The organism is Streptococcus sanguinis, from assembly GCF_003943735.1.
GTDB lineage: Bacteria > Bacillota > Bacilli > Lactobacillales > Streptococcaceae > Streptococcus > Streptococcus sanguinis_E.
The window spans coordinates 1-17806 of the sequence record NZ_RJMV01000004.1 but is presented as its reverse complement, the minus strand read 5'-3'; the positions used below and the strand labels follow the sequence as shown (position 1 = coordinate 17806).

Annotated in this window: 14 protein-coding genes; 13 read left to right on the top strand and 1 reads right to left on the bottom strand. The window is 40.5% G+C overall.

Annotation, left to right across the window (positions count from 1 at the left end):
* The first annotated feature begins 254 nt into the window (after positions 1-254).
* The 5 genes from D8877_RS05935 (at position 255) to D8877_RS05910 (ending at position 8678) form a co-directional block, all read left to right on the top strand.
* A complete protein-coding gene (locus D8877_RS05935) occupies positions 255-2672 on the top strand; it encodes a Spy0128 family protein (protein ID WP_125341284.1) in 2418 nt (805 codons plus the stop codon).
* 263 nt (positions 2673-2935) lie between these two features.
* Positions 2936-3403, top strand: coding sequence for an ABC transporter permease (locus D8877_RS05930; protein ID WP_125341283.1), 468 nt, complete (start codon positions 2936-2938; stop codon positions 3401-3403).
* A 119-nt stretch (positions 3404-3522) separates the two neighbouring features.
* Complete coding sequence (locus D8877_RS05920; RefSeq protein WP_125341282.1) at positions 3523-4569, top strand: M42 family metallopeptidase; 1047 nt, start codon at positions 3523-3525, stop codon at positions 4567-4569.
* Positions 4570-4661: 92 nt separating this feature from the next.
* Positions 4662-5777, top strand: coding sequence for a glycosyltransferase (locus D8877_RS05915; protein ID WP_125341281.1), 1116 nt, complete (start codon positions 4662-4664; stop codon positions 5775-5777).
* Between the two features lie 12 nt (positions 5778-5789).
* The gene (locus D8877_RS05910; protein WP_125341280.1) at positions 5790-8678 is read left to right on the top strand and encodes a MucBP domain-containing protein; all 2889 of its coding nucleotides are present in this window, start codon (positions 5790-5792) and stop codon (positions 8676-8678) included.
* A gap of 45 nt (positions 8679-8723) precedes the next feature.
* Here the strand turns inward: D8877_RS05910 and D8877_RS05905 are convergent, their stop codons facing one another.
* The gene (locus D8877_RS05905; protein ID WP_125352682.1) at positions 8724-10190 is read right to left on the bottom strand and encodes an alpha-amylase; all 1467 of its coding nucleotides are present in this window, start codon (positions 10188-10190) and stop codon (positions 8724-8726) included.
* A 196-nt stretch (positions 10191-10386) separates the two neighbouring features.
* On the opposite strand from D8877_RS05905, the gene D8877_RS05895 reads away from it, so the two are divergent.
* The 8 genes from D8877_RS05895 (at position 10387) to D8877_RS05855 (ending at position 17673) form a co-directional block, all read left to right on the top strand.
* Positions 10387-11130: an ABC transporter ATP-binding protein gene (locus D8877_RS05895; protein WP_060976712.1), complete on the top strand. Its 744-nt coding sequence runs from the start codon at positions 10387-10389 to the stop codon at positions 11128-11130.
* Positions 11120-12757 carry a hypothetical protein gene (locus D8877_RS05890; protein ID WP_125352680.1) on the top strand — a complete coding sequence of 546 codons (1638 nt, stop codon included), beginning with the start codon at positions 11120-11122 and terminating at the stop codon, positions 12755-12757. Before D8877_RS05895 ends, D8877_RS05890 begins: the two co-directional genes overlap by 11 nt.
* Before the next feature lie 127 nt (positions 12758-12884).
* A complete protein-coding gene (locus D8877_RS05885) occupies positions 12885-13157 on the top strand; it encodes a hypothetical protein (protein WP_061592879.1) in 273 nt (90 codons plus the stop codon).
* 1 nt (position 13158) lies between these two features.
* Positions 13159-13518, top strand: a complete 360-nt coding sequence (locus D8877_RS05880; protein WP_061592880.1) for a hypothetical protein — start codon at positions 13159-13161, stop codon at positions 13516-13518.
* Positions 13509-15524, top strand: coding sequence for a coiled-coil domain-containing protein (locus tag D8877_RS12275; RefSeq protein WP_260468669.1), 2016 nt, complete (start codon positions 13509-13511; stop codon positions 15522-15524). The genes D8877_RS05880 and D8877_RS12275 overlap by 10 nt, the downstream gene beginning before the upstream one ends.
* Before the next feature lie 10 nt (positions 15525-15534).
* Positions 15535-15867 (top strand): hypothetical protein, encoded by a 333-nt coding sequence (locus tag D8877_RS05865; RefSeq protein ID WP_061412902.1) that lies wholly within the window; start codon positions 15535-15537, stop codon positions 15865-15867.
* Between the two features lie 158 nt (positions 15868-16025).
* Positions 16026-16538 (top strand): immunity 70 family protein, encoded by a 513-nt coding sequence (locus D8877_RS05860; protein ID WP_081103046.1) that lies wholly within the window; start codon positions 16026-16028, stop codon positions 16536-16538.
* A 166-nt stretch (positions 16539-16704) separates the two neighbouring features.
* On the top strand, positions 16705-17673 hold the full coding sequence (locus D8877_RS05855; RefSeq protein ID WP_125341276.1) for a hypothetical protein: 969 nt from the start codon (positions 16705-16707) through the stop codon (positions 17671-17673).
* Positions 17674-17806 lie beyond the last annotated feature (133 nt).

Here is a 17806-nt window from a genome sequence, read left to right as displayed (position 1 = left end):
TGCAATAAAAGTAGACAAAGAATAGATAATTGCCACTAAAAAAAGTAGTTCACAAAGAGTCAATTATAATATTTTATGTTATAATTGATATGTATATGTCATATTTGCTTATCATATACAAACACATTCATTTTTAGTTTGGTAATAAATCTTGATTTAGAATCAACTGAAAATGAGGGGGGTAGACAGGTGATGGTGTGCCTGCCAGCATTTGTCAAAAATAAAATATATAAAGAAGGAGGACCGCATTCAAGGTGAAACAAACTTATCATAAAGTGTCTCATGCTCTGATGACTTTGCTGCTTTTGGTATCAACCTTTCTTCCCTTGTTAAGCTCAAGTCCTAGGGTTTCTGCTGCAGAGTTAGGTGAAAGTGATTATCAGCTAACTACAGATGTTACCATTAATACTAATCCTTTAAAGGATACAGGATACGGTGAAGGTAAATTTTACATTGCTCCGACCTATACATTTGCAGATAGCAAAGTATTAAATAATGGTGATACCATGGTTTATCGTGTTCCATCACAGTTCAAAATTGAGCGAACTTTGGAGGAAAACATAAGTGCACCGGATGGTACTGTTGTTGCCAAGTTGGTGACAGATCCTGTTACCAATACAGCGACCATTACTGTCACAAATGCTGAGTATTTTGCGAAAATGCCAGATACCAAGCGTATTCAATCTTCTTTCACAGTGGTTTGGGCTGATAATATGCCTTATGACCAAGAGCAAGAAGTTAATTTCCCAGGTGCTAGAACCTATAGGCTGAAGCGTATCAAGGTTGATGAAGAACCTCAGGGGTATTCCAAGTGGGGTGTTCAGGATTCTAAGGATCCTAACTATGTCAACTGGCGTATCCGTGTCAATCGCGATGTCCAAGACCTTGGTCAAGTTGTCATTGAGGATGCTATTCCAGAAGACCAAGAACTGGATGAAGATACAGGGATTACAGGTTACTACTTTACTGAGTGGGAAGGTGCTTCTGGCACACGTCAATCATTTAATCCTAGCCAGATTGTGACAATTACAGATTCTAATCATTTCACAGTTAATGCTGGGGAATTGAATGGAAGAGGGATTTATGTTATTTACCGGACTCGTTTGACTGAGCCAGTAGATAAGGTAACCAAAAAAGCCTTTAACGATGTAACTGTTACATCTAATGGGCAAAAGATGCCTGACTTGCTAGCACGACCATTCGCACCGTTGACAACTCTTGATGGTGTTGGCGAAGGTACCCGTTCTGATGAAGTTGTCTTCAAAGTTAAAAAGGAATTGACTGGCCGCAATTTGGAAGATGGTGAATTTACTTTTGATTTGATCAATAAGGATGACAACGATAAAGTTGTTCAAACGGTAACCAATAAAGCTGGTGCCGTAACCTTTAAGAAACTTCGTTTCAAAAAAGAAGGAACCTTTAACTACGTCATTCGTGAACGAGCAAGCAATCTGCCAGGTGTGACAAACGATGCCAATTCAGACATCAATGTTACTGTTACTGTAACAGACAATAACGGCGTTAAGACAGCAACTGTTGCCTATGACCGTGAGACTTTCACTAATACATACAAGTTAGAGCCAGCAACTGCAGCGATTACCGCTAAGAAAGTTCTGGATGGTAAAGCACTTGAAGCTGAAAAGTATACTTTCAAACTGACTGAGGTTGGCGGAAATAACGTAGAACATCAAGCAACAAATGACGCCAATGGTAATATCAAGTTTCCTGAAATCACCTATGATAAAGAGGGGACTTATACCTACAAGCTGAAAGAAGTAGCTGGAAGTGAAGCTGGAGTGACTTACGACAGTACAGAACATACTGTGACTGTCACAGTGACTGAAAACAATGGCAAATTGGAAGCTACTATCGCAGGTAACAATCCAACATTCAGCAACAGTTATAAAGACTATGGTGTTAGCTATGAGTTTCTCAGCTCTAATCCAGCCTATCCAAACCTGCCAAAAGAAGTAACGGATTTGCTTCCAGCAGATACTAATCGCTACACTAGTGGTACTAATGTAGACGCTAAGAAGCCTGCTAAAACAAGTGTTACAGTTACTGAAGGCACATGGACTTTCGAAGGCTATGCGGAAACGAATAGCCAGACTGTTGCAGATAAAGACCTTAAATTTACTGGTAAATGGAATTTTACTCCAGCACCGAAATATAAGGTGACTTATGAATTTGTAAGTGCAGATCCGAATCGCACCTTACCAGCAGAGGTAACAGAATTGTTGCCGACAGATGCCACTGAATATGCAGACGGTGCTGCCGTTCAAGCGGTTCAGCCAGCTAAGAAAACTGTTGAAGCAAGTGATGGTACTTGGAAATTCCTCAAATATGACGCGGATAGTAAAACTATTACAGGATCAGATGTCAAATTTACAGGCACATGGACATTTGAAGCTAGACGTCCACAAGGACCAGGTACACCACCACCTTCTTCAGGTTCGACACCACCACCGTCATCATCTGGTGATAAACCAGGCGGTTCGACAAATGGAACCCCAGGTAATTCGTCAGATAAAGATGGAAAAGATGTTACTGGATCAGCAACTGGCAAAAAAGTTTTGCCGAAAACTGGCAGCGAAACATCTATCTTTGCGATAGCAGCAGGATTTGCTCTGATTCTTTTATCAGCTCTTGTCTATCGTTTCAAAAAAAGCTAATTAATATTAGCAAAACGAATCATCTCAGCTAGCTGAGATGATTTTTTCTTGTCTTTGTCATCATCTATCCTTGATAATGTACTGACGGTTAAATTTATAAACTCTAAAGCAAGCAGTCATTCAAATGGATGTTTTTACGGTGGCTAATATTTGCTAAGCTTGATTTTACAGTCAATGAATACTTGAAAATAAAAGTGAATTCTTGTTTTATAAAGAAGATTTGTTATAATAAAATAAGAAAAAGTTTCTTTATTTAAAGGGAGATGTTGATGAAAAATAAGAAGTTTAGGGTGATTCCTTTTTTGCCCCTGTTTTTGTATCTACTGGTTTTTCAGTACGGTTATTGGGGAATTGAGCCAGAACCGGGGGTTGCTTATGGTTATCTTTACCTTTTTCTTTTATTAGTTCCAGTTGTCATTGCTTATTTTGCAGTTGCTGTTATGAATTTTGCAACACTGATGGGAGAAGTTACTTATTTATTCAAAGGACAGCTGCTAGGGCATCTCTATCGGCTTTACTTTTCTATTTTTTTCTTTTCGATTTTGTTTTGCGGTCTTAATTATTATCAGTTGATAGCTCCATATGGCCCTCAGATGAAAATTAGTGCTGGAGAAGCTTATAATCCCTTAGCACCTTATGCCATTCCTCTCTTGCTTTTTCTCTTAGGTTTTCTGGGCAATCTCTTCTTTTGGGAATTGCAAAAGATTGAAGTCCAGGAGGAGAAAGAGTAGCAGTACAGCGCTAGAAATTGAGGTGTTATAATTTCTCAGAATCATTAAAAGCCTGCTGAAAATCTATTTGCTCAGGCTTTCTTTGTGCTATAATAAAGAAAAACGATGAGGAGACATACATGAATCAAACAGTTCAATATTTACAAGAATTAACGGCTATTCCTTCCCCAACAGGCTTTACGTCTGAGGTTGCAGACTATTTGGTACAAACGCTGGAAGGATTAGGTTATGAGCCTGTTCGGACCAATAAAGGCGGCGTCCATGTCGTGGTTAAGGGGGAAAATGACGCCCAGCATCGGGTAGTGACTGCCCATGTGGATACACTGGGGGCTATTGTTCGGGCTATTAAGTCTGACGGTCGCCTCAAGCTGGATCGGATTGGCGGTTTCCCTTGGAACATGATTGAAGGAGAAAACTGTCTGGTCCATATGGCCAGCAGTGGCAAGACCGTCAATGGGACTATCTTAGTTCACCAGACTTCCTGCCATGTCTACAAAGATGCTGGGACGGTTGAACGGACTCAGGACAATATGGAAGTCCGTTTGGATGAAAAGGTGACGAGTGAGAAAGAAACGCGGGATTTAGGAATCGAAGTCGGAGATTTTATTTCCTTTGATCCGCGTACCACTGTTACCGAGTCAGGCTTTATCAAGTCACGCTTTCTAGATGACAAGGTCAGCGCAGCTATTTTGCTCAATCTTTTGCGCGTTTATAAAGAGGAAAATATTCAGCTGCCGGTGACGACTCATTTTGCTTTCAGTGTCTTTGAAGAGGTTGGTCATGGGGCTAATTCCAGCCTGCCAGCGCAAGCGGTGGAGTATTTGGCGGTTGATATGGGGGCTATGGGTGACGACCAGCAGACAGATGAGTATACGGTTTCCATCTGTGTCAAGGATGCATCAGGACCTTATCACTATGGCTTCCGCCAGCATTTGGTAAATTTGGCTAAGGAGCAGGACATTCCTTACAAACTGGACATCTATCCATTTTACGGATCAGACGCCTCTGCAGCCATGAGCGCAGGAGCAGAAGTCAAGCATGCTCTGCTAGGTGCAGGTATCGAATCCAGCCACTCTTATGAGCGTACCCATATTGATTCAGTTGTTGCGACAGAGCGTATGGTGGATGCTTATCTAAGAAGTGGCTTGGTTGAACAAAAAGGATGATTTTGTCTAAAATTATTGCTCAGATTATTGGTATAATTCTTAAAAATATGTTATGTTCGTATATAGAATTACTTTAGGTTAAAAGGGAGAAAATGAAAGTAGTTTGTGTGGATTCTTGTATCCGTGCTAGGGCGTTTGGGATTGACATAGCTCTCCGCAATCGATTTGAACTTTTTGAAGAAATGAAAGTCCCTTATGAATTGTGGGTTTCTGAAGCGGATACAGATATATATGCTAATGCCTCTTCTAGGCAGCTTGTGCTGGATAGTTATGAAGCCTTGGGAATTGATAGGACTAAAGTCCGTTTTCTGGGCTTAGAATTAGCTGGTAGGAGTCTTCAGGAGTTTGCTGAGGAGGAGCTTGAGCCAGAAGACTGGCTGATGATGGAGCGTCTGGATATTCCTGAAAATATTCTCTTGAGACGTGAGCAAGATTTTCATGTAGGTCGCGTCCTTCATCAGGATCATATGATTGCCCTCGGACAAGAGTTAAATAAAAAGGTGATGGGCTTGCTGGATCAGGATGTATTAGACTCTTTGATTTTGGTTGGGGAAGGCCAAGAGGCTTATCTGCCTCAAAAGATGAGGGATCAGGCCCTCTTTATTCCAACAACCTATGCAAATCAAGTGGTCCAATATCCAAGAGAGAGAGTATTTGATCCTAAGGAGATTCGCTTGGTGACAGTCAGTCGTTTGTCTGAGGAAAAAAATGTTCTGTTATTGCTGAAAATCATGGCTTTATTAAAATTTAAAGGTCAAATGCGGTTTACTCTTGACATCTATGGAGATGGTCCTGACATGGACATGCTTCAAGATGTAGTTCAGCTCAATGATTTGGAAGACATAGTTCATTTTAAGGGTTATCAGTCTCAGGTACCTTATCAAGCTTATGATGCCTATATCAGCACCTCTTTATCGGAAGCCTTTGCGACATCGCTCTATGAGGCTTTGGTCAATGGCCTGCCTCTGATAGGTCTGGATGTCCGTTATGCCAATCAGGCTTATATTAAGCATGGAGAGAATGGCTGGCTGATACCGCAAAATGATGCTAATCAATATATTGCTCATCTGGAGCAGTTTAGCCAATTTGGAGAAAAAGAATGGAGGGGATTTTCGGTAAGATCCAAAGAACTTGCCAATCGCTATCACAAAGAATTACTAGTCAATCTATGGGAAAAAGTTTTTAAATTATCTAAAATAGGAGATTAAAAGGAGAAGAAGATGAAAAAGACTTTAGGGAAAAAAGTAGAAATGGGAATGAAATTAGTCCCGATTCCTCTGTCCTTGCTGCTTGCTGGGACAATGGCAGTGACTGTACAAGCAGAGGAGGTAAGTAGTGAAACAGAGGGGAATCAAGTCCAGAATAATCAAGCCACACCTCCTGTCAATCAAGAATTGCCAAATGATGGGACAATCAAAAATACACCAGCAGAGGGACCTTCTGGTCTGACTATCTCAGAAGAAGGAGAGAAGGGAGCAGCCCAAGTCACGCCTGAAATCAAACAGTTAGCTCAAGAATTTTATGACTATCATACTCAGGAAGAGAGTTATGAAATAACTAAGGCTGCAACCATGACATCTGTCATGCCAGAGATACAGTCGGTGGAGCAAATAGAAGAAGCAGCTAAAAAGTATGATCATGCTTATGCGATCCGTAAGATGGATGGTGTCTTTAAATACATTAACTTAAAGGAAGTTGAAAATTTAAATCTAGTCAAAGATGAGGATTTTAGACAAGTTCCATCAAAAAGAGTATCTAGTTGGGATTCATTTATTCAAAATAATACAGCACTCTTCTTTTTGAATAAGTGGGAGTCTATATTGAATGTAAATCCGACTCCAGAAGAAGTAGCCAAGATACCAAAAGCTATTATTCCACGCTCCGAATTGGATTTGACAGTTGATGAATCTATGCCCAAAAGAGTGTTTTTGAGGACAGCGTATACTCCATCAAAATGGGATGGGATAACCTATGAAGAAGCTTTTTCTAGAAAATATCTGCCTGAGTCAGATCGTAGGATTTTATCTATGAAAGAGATAAGGCAAATATATTCTGAAAATCCAGATATGTTCCGAGTTGATGCGTATCCTAGTGAAAGGAGATTGGCTGAACGAGTACCTATTAATCCGTACTTTCAGAAAATTGTTATTAATCAAAAGGAAATTGATTTTGATGTCCCTAATTACAATACGAATCTAAAGATTGGATTGCTTGATACACGAGATACGGATCCATTAGCCTTTGGTTATAGAGAACCCAATGCACCATGGAGACAACTCAATTATCGTTTCACTGAGTCTCAAATTGGTAGAATTTTTCGACTAGATCGTATGGGATTAGAAAAATATAACGACCTAGTGTATATCGACTGGCTGGGCAATAATCCGACTGTAATGCCACCTTGGTTTGGTGAAAACAATATTAAAACCTTCCACTACAAACTGTATCTGATGAAACCTCATGACAGGACTCGCTATTATATCGATAGAGACTATACGATCCAAATTGAGGGTGTACATAATTTAATTGAGACGCCTGATGGTGGACTTAAATCTGTTGAACCAACTTTTCACAGGGGAGGTAAGACATTACTTGGCTTAGAAATTAACCAAAAGGGCATAGATGCAGCATTTAGAACGGTCAAAGCTGAAGGCTTCGTCTTTAAAGTTTCAGGTGTTAAGAAGGTTAATGAGAGAGATACGGAACCTGGCAAGGTTCTTGTCCGTTATCAAGACGAACAGGGTCATGCTATTGCTAACCCTATTACGGATGAGCAACCAGGTAAGACTAGATACACAGTCAGCCCTAAACCTCTTATTTCCCATAAGAATCAGCTCTATACTTATAAATCTCGACTAACTGCCTATGATGCTGAATCGGGAGAGTACGAAGCAAGAAGAACCAAAGAGATCATTTATAAATATGAACTCAATCAGTTCCAACTTCCAAATGATGCTCCAAGCGAAGAGCGTCCAGTCATGGAAATGACTCGCTTTGTCGATGAATCAGGTCAAGAATTATCAGATCCAGAGCGCGGTTTGGTGGCGTCTAAGACAATCTCTGGCTATGACTATCAGTCCAGCAGTGACGAGGACAGTATTCGCACCCATGTCTATCGCGCAAGTGTGCATGAAGTACCGTCAGACTCTCCAAGTGAAGACAAGCCAGTCATGGAAATGACCCGCTTTGTAGATGAAACAGGTCAAGAATTATCATCTCCTGAGCAAGGTTTGGTGGCATCTAAGCGTATTTCTGGCTATGACTTTCAGTCTACTACTGATGAGGACGGCATCCGTACTCATCTCTATCGCGCCATTGTACATGAAGTACCGACAGACGCTCCACGAGAAGAGAAACCAGTTTTAGAAATGACCCGCTTTGTCGATGAATCAGGTCAAGAATTATCAGCTCCTGAGCAAGGTTTAGTTACTTCTAAGAGTATTTCAGGATATGATTTCCAGTCTAGTACTGAGGAGGATGGCATTCGCACCCATGTCTATCGCGCCAGCGTGCATGAAGTACCGTCAGATGCTCCAAGCGAAGAGCGTCCAGTCATGGAAATGACTCGTTTTGTCGATGAATCAGGTCAAGAATTATCAGATCCTGAACGTGGTTTGGTGGCGTCTAAGACTATCGCTAGTTATGACTACCAATCCAGCAGTGACGAGGACGGCATTCGTACGCATGTCTATCGTGCCAGTGTGCATGAAGTACCGAAAGATGCTCCGGTTGAGGACAAGCCTTCTATCGAAATCACTCGCTTTGTAGATGTAGAAGGAAGACCTTTAGCAGCTGAGGAATTTGGTTTGCTAGATGCTAAGACTATTGAGGAGTATGGTTTTGTTTCAGTGTCAGATGCCAATGGCGTTCGTACTTATGTTTACAAGCCAAAAACGCACATTCAGACAGCTTTGGGGACAGAAACATCTGAGCAGAAGAGTCCTGCAAGGGTTGAAAACTCTGAGACTAGTCCGGTTCTGTCTCGAGTGTCCAAACACACATTACCAAATACAGGTAGTGCACCTTCATCATTCTTGGGAGCAGCAGTCGTTAGCCTTTTGGCTTCCTTTGGCTTACTACATTCCAAGAAAGAAAGAAGAAAAAAATAAGGCCAATTCGGTCTTATTTTTCTTTTTCCATATGTTTTCTGTGACTTATCTAGCACTCCAAACACTGACTGATTTTTCCTCCACAGGAAATTCTCCCCAGCCTTGGTCGTCAATAGTTACGATTTGAGAGCTGTTGCCTAGATAATCGCTGAATTCTCTGCCAGCCCATTCTAGACCGATTAGCATGGATTTGCTAGCGGCTTGAGCATTGCTGATAAGGACAGCGATTGGCTGACCATCGTGCTTACCTTGACGAGTCCAGCCGATACAGTTGGCATCGTCGAAGTAGTCGGTTTGCTCACCATAAGCCAGATTGAGACGGATGTCTAGGAGTTTATCCAGTATCTCTTGAAAGCTCTCTTGTGCAAATTCTCCGCTAATGCCATAGTAGTCTCCATAAAAGACGCAGGGCAATCCGGCTTCTCTTAGAAGTATAAGAGCATAGGCGGCTGGTTTGAACCATTCTTCGATAGTAGACTCCAAAGCCTGACCTCTCTGGGTATCGTGATTGTCCACAAAGGTTACAGCCGATTCGGGATGATTTTTTGCAAGTGTTTGATCAAAAATAGTTCGCAGGTCATAGTCTGCTCCAGATTTGCTGGCATCAAATAAATTATGATGAAGTTTAACATCGACTAGGTCAAAGCGGTAGTCAATATTTTCTAGATAATCGTTATTGGCCTTCTCATCGCTATTCCAAAATTCCCCAAAGACATAGAAATCATCGCCGTATTTTTCAGTAATATCGCGGATGAAATTCTTCATAAAGAAGGAATCGATGTGCTTAACAGCATCTAAGCGAAAGCCATGTACACCACTGCTTTCAATAAACCAATGAGCCCAGTCGTAGAGATTTTGGATGACTTCGGGGTGCTTGAAATCAATATCCGCATACATGAGATAGTCGTAGTTACCATTCTCGTTGTCCACTAGCTCATCATCTGCCCAACCTTTATTGTCTCCTTGGATGAGGTAAATGCCTGACTTGTTGTTTTTGGCGTCATAGTCTGTGCCAGTGAAGTGGTACCAGTGCCATTCAAAGTCATTATAGGCTTTTTTGCGGCCTGGGAAGACAAACTTAGTCCAGCCTTTGATTTCGAAAGGTTCTGACAAGACCTTTGTGCGGTCGTTAGGATCAACTTCAACAACGGTAAAGCGCTCTTTATAGTCTGCTGCGGCCTTGTGATTGAGAACCACATCAGCAATAGCTTCGATACCGTTCTGGCTAAGTGCTTCAATCGCTCGGAGGTATTCTTCTTTCAATCCATACTTGGTGCGTACAGTCCCTTTTTGGTCGAACTCTCCCAAATCAAAGAGGTCATATACACCATAGCCGACGTCATTAGAGCCTGTTCCTTTGAAAGCGGGCGGCATCCAGACCTTGCGAATCCCTTTCGCTGCTAAGTTTGGTGCATCTTCCGCCAAGCGATTCCAATGCTGACCGTCATCTGGCAGATACCATTCAAAATACTGCATTAAGGTTTGGTTTTCCATATAAATTTTCCTCTTCATTCTCACTGATTGGCTTTATTGTACCAAAAGAAGCAGAAAGGCGCAATCGTTTGCGTTTTTTCACTCTCATAGAGATTTAGCTCTTTTATAATTTGAAAAATCTTTTTAAAATTGAAAATGAAACATTTTTAGCTGAGACAAAAAGCCTCAAAAAGAGTATACTAATCTGTATAGAAATCAGTAAAGGAGCTCTCTTATGATTGAATTTAAAGATGTCACTAAAGTTTATGAAGGAACGGTAGCTCTCAATCAGCTGAATCTGACCTTGCAGAGCGGAGAAATCGTCGGTCTGATTGGTCACAATGGCGCCGGAAAATCTACTACCATTAAGTCATTGGTCAGCGTTATCAATCCTAGTAGTGGACAGATTTTTGTGGATGGGAAAGAATTATCCGCTAATCGTTTGGAAATCAAGAAAAAAATTGGCTATGTAGCTGATTCACCTGATCTATTTTTGCGCCTAACTGCCAATGAGTTTTGGGAACTGGTAGCGACTTCTTACGATATGACGAATGCTGAAGTTGAAGAGCGATTGGGAAATCTGCTCCATCTTTTCGACTTTGGCTCTCATCGGTATGAGGTTATTGATTCATTCTCTCATGGGATGAGGCAAAAAGTCTTCGTCATAGCGGCACTTTTGTCTGATCCGGATATTTGGGTTCTGGATGAGCCGCTGACGGGTCTTGATCCGCAGGCAGCTTTTGACCTCAAGCAGATGATGCGCCAACATGCAGATAAAGGAAATACAGTTCTCTTTTCAACCCACGTCTTGGAAGTGGCAGAGCAGCTCTGTGATAAGGTGGCCATTCTCAAAAAAGGGAAATTGATTTTCTATGGAACGATTGAAGAACTAAAAGGTCAACATCCAGAACAGTCTCTTGAAACCATCTATCTTGGTCTAGCAGGCCGCAGAGAAGAGGTGAGTCCTGATGCGCATTAAAGCTATAAAAAAACTCGTTGATATTAACATCCTCTATGCTATTCAGCCGTCTCAGCTGCAGCAGTACCGTAAGATGCAAGCTAAGAATCCTGAGCGTAAGGTCAATGTATCGCTGAAGGCCATCCGCATGTATCTGATTTTAGGACTGGTCTATCTCTTTCTTTTCGGCTTGATGGGCTCCCTGAACCAACTGGTTGGCAATCCGGGGCTCTTTGCCAATTTGGTTTCTGCTTTTGCTCTCTTTTCTATGTCTCAAGGCTTCCTGGTTTTTTACAATGTCTTTTATGAAAGCAAGGACTTACAGTCTTATCGTCCTTATGCTTTTAGCGAAGCAGAAATCATTGTCGGCAAAAGCATTTCGGTTATTCTGACCTTGCTGATTGCCATTCTGCCTATGTTCAGTTATTTCTTGGTTTTGGCTTTTCAAGGTGGTAATCCTTTCTTGGGCCTGCTCTTGGCTCTGTTTGCTATTCTGATTTTAAGTTCAGTCATCACCTTTCTGATTCTGATTGCCGTCCATTTCATTACCAAGACAGCCTTTTTCAGGAAGTATAAGACCATCCTGTCCAATGTCATTCTGGCTCTTGTTTCCGTTGGATCCTTTTTCCTCTATTTTATGATTAATCAAATGAACAACAGAAGCGTCATAAATCGTACAGAGGTCAAAGCTTTCTTTCCGCCAGTTCAAGCCTTTTATGATTTTATCCTTCATCCTTTTCATACAGCTTCCCTGCTGGGATTTTTGGGATGGGTGGCAGTTGCGGCTCTTCTATTTTTCATCGTAAAGACCAAGGTGATTCCTGAGTTTTATGAGGCAGCCCTGATGACGGGTTCTTCAGTAGGAAAGCGGGAGCGCGTGCATGACATCAATATTGCGGAAGCAAAAAATCTCAAAAAGTTTGTCTGGCATTACAATATCAGGCTCTTGAGCGAGGGTTCTGTCATTATGCAAGCTATCTTTATGTCGGCCTTTCTCCCTTACATTGTCATTTTCAGTATGGGAATGGGCATGATACAAGGTGGCCTGTCTTTGACTTCTTATCTGGGACCACGTTTCCTCTTGCCAATGATGGCTCTGGCTGTTTTGATTGCAACGCTAAACTCAGGCGGCAGCAACCTTACGGCTATTGGGATTTCTCTGGAAAGGGAAAATTTTGATTATCTCAAGGTTCTCCCCTTTGATTTGAAGCAATATATTCGTCTGAAGTTTTGGCAGCTCTTTGCCGTCCAGTCTATCCTGCCTCTGACCTTGCTTTTGATAACTAGCCTTGTTTCCGGTATGCATCCAGTGACTTTCTTGGGCATGGTGATTGTTTGGGCCTTAATTAGCCTAATGTGGAGTTCTTGGGGTTACTACCGAGACTACAAGCATCTTGTGACTAATTGGTCCAATGTCACAGAATTGATGAGCCGAGATAATAATATGGTGAAAACTCTCTTAGCCATCGCTCTGATTTTAGGAATGTTGATTGTCATTACTCTTCTCTTCTTTATATCCAATGTTCTTGCGCCTCTGGTAATTTATGTGATAGTTGCTCTAGTTTTAGCAGGCTTAGCTGTGTTGTCTTACATAGTCCACAAACACTACATGAAGAAGCTGAATGAAGATTTAGCAGTATTTTATTAAACAAGCATCAGGAAGTCGAAAGACTTTCTGATTTTTTCTTTTTGCGTCTATTATTTTGAGGGATATGTTATAATGAAAGGGTATATTTTATGTTTTCTTGAATAAAATTCCAAAAGGAGAAGCAATAATGGGACAAATTAAATCGAGCACCATTTCAGCTGGCTCTGCTATCAGCGAGCTCGTTGGAGTTGATACTAGCAATGCACAAAATCAACAAGTCGAATTTTCCTATACAACAGGGATTGCTGGAATGGAAGCTGGCCGTCAGGCCTGCAATCAAATGCTTCAGGCTGTCGGTGACTTCAGCTCTGCTGTTCTGACTCAGGCCAATAAATTTCCAGAAATTGCTGCAAAAATTGAGAAACGCGATATAGAGGAAGCCAAGCGCTGGGAGAGTTGAGATGAAGGCTGATAAAAGCGAAAAAGAACGTCAGGCACTTTACGAAAAAATTCTCAAAGTTGACCAAAAAGAAGACGAATTTATGACGATGAAACGTCAATACGAGATTTCCCTGGCGAATTTTGCGACGGATTTCCAATACTTGACGACCCGAATGGAACATCTACTTTATGAACACCCTCAAAGCTCTGCTGCCCTCAGTCGTGATTTATCAGAAACTCAGTCTCTTAACCGACAGGTTAAGAACTATGTGGATGTTCAGATGGATGAACTTGGAAAGCTCAGTCGTCAAACAAGAAAGACTATGGAAGAAGAGCGAGAAAAACTGATCAAAGAAAGGAATAGTCTGCCATGGGAGTAAAATATAGTGCAGCAGATTCAGCCCAGCTTATCCAAGCGATGACCGGTAACCTTCAAGTAGCCAATCAAGTGACCGATCGTCTATCTAGTGGCTGCGACCATTTGATTGCATCTTTGGAGTCGGGTGAGCTGCAGGGAGCGGCTTATACAGCGGGAAAAGGCTTATTTACTGAGGTAATCATCCCTGCCATTAAGAAGCTACAAGAGGCTATTGATGATATTCAGGGAGAGCTTGCTTCCTATAAAAGTGCTGATTCCGAGGTGGCTGGATATGGCGAATTGGACTTGGATCTACTGAAGGAACAGCTGAAAATAAAAAATGAGCAACTGGCAAAAGTAGAAAAGCAGATTGCAGATAATCAAGATTTTTTCCGTAATGCAGGAGCTCTGCTGACAGGTAAATTGGGAGACCTTTTATCTCAGACATCTGCTTTAATGGAAGTTGAAACTCAGCTAAATATCGGCATTCGGGAAATTCAGGAAAAAATTGACAAGCTGGAATGGTTTGTGGCTCAGGTGTCCCAGTATTTCACAGATAGTCTGCAGGTTTTGGGCTTAGCTATTCAAGGAGCGACGCAGCTTAGTCAGGTATTGGTAGACAGTGAGGGTAATTACTCTACTGATGGCATAGATATGAGCTGGTCTGCTAAGATGAAGGCTCAGAAGATTCAGACTGTTTCAAAGAGTGATTATCGGACACCACAAGAACAGGCTATAGACAAGGCTGTTAAAGATATGAAGTTATCCGGTGCTGCTGAAATCTATTACCGAAGTAAGCTCGCAGAGAAGCTGCAGGGCAAACCACGTTCGGAATGGAAGAAAATAATTTCAAACTTTAATAAAGATCTTAAGACAGAAAAAGGGGACAATCTACTGGATGTGTTCGATATGTCCCGAGCTGAGCTTGAGGAAAAGTATGGTGACAAGATTCAGGCCTATGAACATTTTTTAAACACGGGATATACTGATGTATCTATTGCAACTATGAGTCAGGATGCTCTTCAATTGATTATGGCGAGATATGACCAAGTAAAAAGTGATCATCGAGGTTTGAGCCCCACAGAATTAGCTAAGGTTGATCCAGCTTTCATGAAAAAAATAGATGGTATGAGCCAAGAGGAGATAGAAAAAGAATTTCCTGAGCTCAAAAACGCCATTTCCCAAGCTCATGTGAAACCATTTGGAAGTTTAGGCATGTCAGAGACTGAATGGGCCAATCATCGCTATGTGACAGACCGTTATTTTTTAATGGATAGTCAGAAATTACTTAGCTGGCGCGACCCTAATTATATGGCGAAGTTTAATCATTACATCCTTGAAGAAGGGATCAATCCAATTACACTTGAGCCAGCAACAGCCGAAGAAATCCAAACAGCTGAATGGTATAATCACATCCATCCTATCACTGAAACACTTAGCTGGGGAACTGCCTTGTATTCTGCTTATGTGGGGTATAACCAGTATTACAATAAACCTTATACAACAATCCCCGAAGCTTTTGGCAAAGGGAAAGACTGGATTAAAGGGAAAATTCCAAGCGTGGGGAGTCAGCCGGTGGTACCATCTCTTAATAGTACAAATGACTATATGATGTTTAGGAAGGGGGCTGATCCATTAGGAGAAGAGTTTGGACCAGGTAGAATATCAAATCCTGATGATTGGCAAAATATTTTAGATGACTTACAAAATCAGGGGGTAGAAATAGTTCATCGTGAGGGAGTGATGGGATATTCTCCTTCTAAAGGCAAGCCGGGACAACTGGTTATAGACGATAATGCATCTTATGGAGCTTTACTGCACGAAAGGCAACATTATCTAGATGATGTCAAACAAGGATTCCCTGGTATGGAATATCATTTCCAAACAAAGAATAGGTTGAAGATGGAATTGAATGCATATATGAAAGAAATTCATTGGGCAGAGTCAATAGGACGTAAGGATATAGCTAATAGTTTGTTTGAAAATTATATGAATGAGAGAGCTTTGTTAACAAATCATTTAAGATAGTAAGGAGTAAATGGTGAATATTCTTAAAAAAATTAAAACCAAAACTTATAATAATAAAGATTTAATAAGTAATATAGATTTAAATCCAATTGTGTCTTATCACATAATAAAAGAAATTGTTAATAGTGATATCTATGATGTTGATGTTATAAATAAATTAAAAGAAATTTCAGTCAGACTTTCGATGGAAGATTCAGTTTTAGGCCCAATTTGTTTGGGGCACATGTCCTTAGCCACATTAAGAAAATTAGGGATTGACTTAAGGGAAACAGAAACTGGTTCAGCTATTTCTGATTATGACTGGGGATTAGTTGATAAATTTTATAACGAAAATGGGTGGTGAATATATAAATTAATTTTTCAAACATGGGGATCAATTTAATAATTTACAGTCTTATTCTAAAAAATATGAAAAATGTAAACGAAGTCATTAGGATGGAATAGAGATTCAGATTCAGTATAGAGGGGAATCGACTAGAGCTTTTGTCAGGTTTATGGGAAATGATTCAAGAGAAGAGCCTCAGAGCTTGTTTACAAAAATTTCAAGATAATACTTCCAGAAATCTGAAATTCTATTCAAGAGAGCGTGAGGAACTTATGACAGTCGGTTTAAAAGTAGATTTATATTGGTACTCGATTGGAACAGGAGATTTTCTCCACTCGTTTTTTTCAACGATTTGTGTTCGTTTAGAAAATAATGTTTGGGGGAGCAGATTCCCTATTTTGATGAATGAGTTATATAGCGGAAAGCTAGAACCACATCAGTTGGAGGAGGCTTTGCGTGAATTGGAGACCATCCAAAAGGAATTAGAAAGAATTAATCCTAATCAAGTTGTTTGGGATAATGAAGATAGAAGTAAAATGCCTCCTTGGGGTGACAATATCAGTCCAGATATCAAAGCGCTATCAGATTATTTTGTGACAAGCAGTGGAAAGAATCTAATTTCTGTGATAAAAAGAGCTTTGTTGGATGCTATAGATGAACAAGTTGAACTTGAAATAAAGAATTTATGAAATGTCATGACTGATTAGAATTAAATATTTTATGAAGAATCCAATATCGATTCATAAAACTATTACACGGCTTGGGATTACTCAGGTCGTGTAATTATTCAAAAGAAATCTCTGTCTCAAAAAAATAGCTAAGGTTAATCCAGCTTTTAAGAAAAAAATAGATGGAATGAGCCAAGAGGAGATAGAAAAAGAATTTCCTGAGCTCAAAAACGCCATTTCCCAAGCTCATGTGAAACCATTTGGAAGTTTAGGCATGTCAGAGACTGAATGGGCCAATCATCGCTATGTGACAGACCGTTATTTTTTAATGGATAGTCAGAAATTACTTAGCTGGCGCGACCCTAATTATATGGCGAAGTTTAATCATTACATCCTTGAAGAAGGGATCAATCCAATTACACTTGAGCCTGCGACAGCCGAAGAAATCCAAACAGCTGAATGGTATAATCACATCCATCCTATCACTGAAACACTTAGCTGGGGAACTGCCTTGTATTCTGCTTATGTGGGGTATAACCAGTATTACAATAAACCTTATACAACAATCCCCGAAGCTTTTGGCAAAGGAAAAGATTGGATCAAAGGAAAAATTCCGAGTGTGGGGAGTCAGCCGGTGGTTGGTCCTAAACTTCCATCAAAGAATTGGACTCCGGAATTGCCGTCGATGAACAATATTCAATCTAAATATGTGGATTTGTATTCGTATGAATATAATTCATATACTAATCCCGGTCCATTATCTGAATTTTCTACAACTCCAAATCGAAATTTCTATGGAGGTCGATATAATAAAACCGTACTTTCAGAAGATACAATATTTTATAGAGCGGGTAATGCTGATAATCCTTTAGGACAATGGTTTACTAGAGAAGCACCTCAGTCCAGAGCACAGGTGAGGATTGATACAGCAGTGAAAGATATCTGGACAAACCCTGATGGTTCGTATAGTGGTCAGTCTGCAATTGATAAAGTCTATAAAATAAAGATTCCTAAAGGAACTACTATCTATGACGGTCCTGTAGGGAGTCAGGGAGGAATTTATCAAGGTGGGCTCAATAAAGAACAAATTTTCATTGATTCACCATGGAATTTAGATGGTGTGGAGGTCATAGATTCATGGCCAATAATTCATTGAGGAGGAAGATAGTATGTTAGAAACAGTTTTAAAAGCAATTGATGATTTGTTATCAATAATTGACAGATATAAGATTAAAAACGTTCATCCGCAAGTAGAGGATTTAAAATATTTAAAAAAATCTTTGAATACC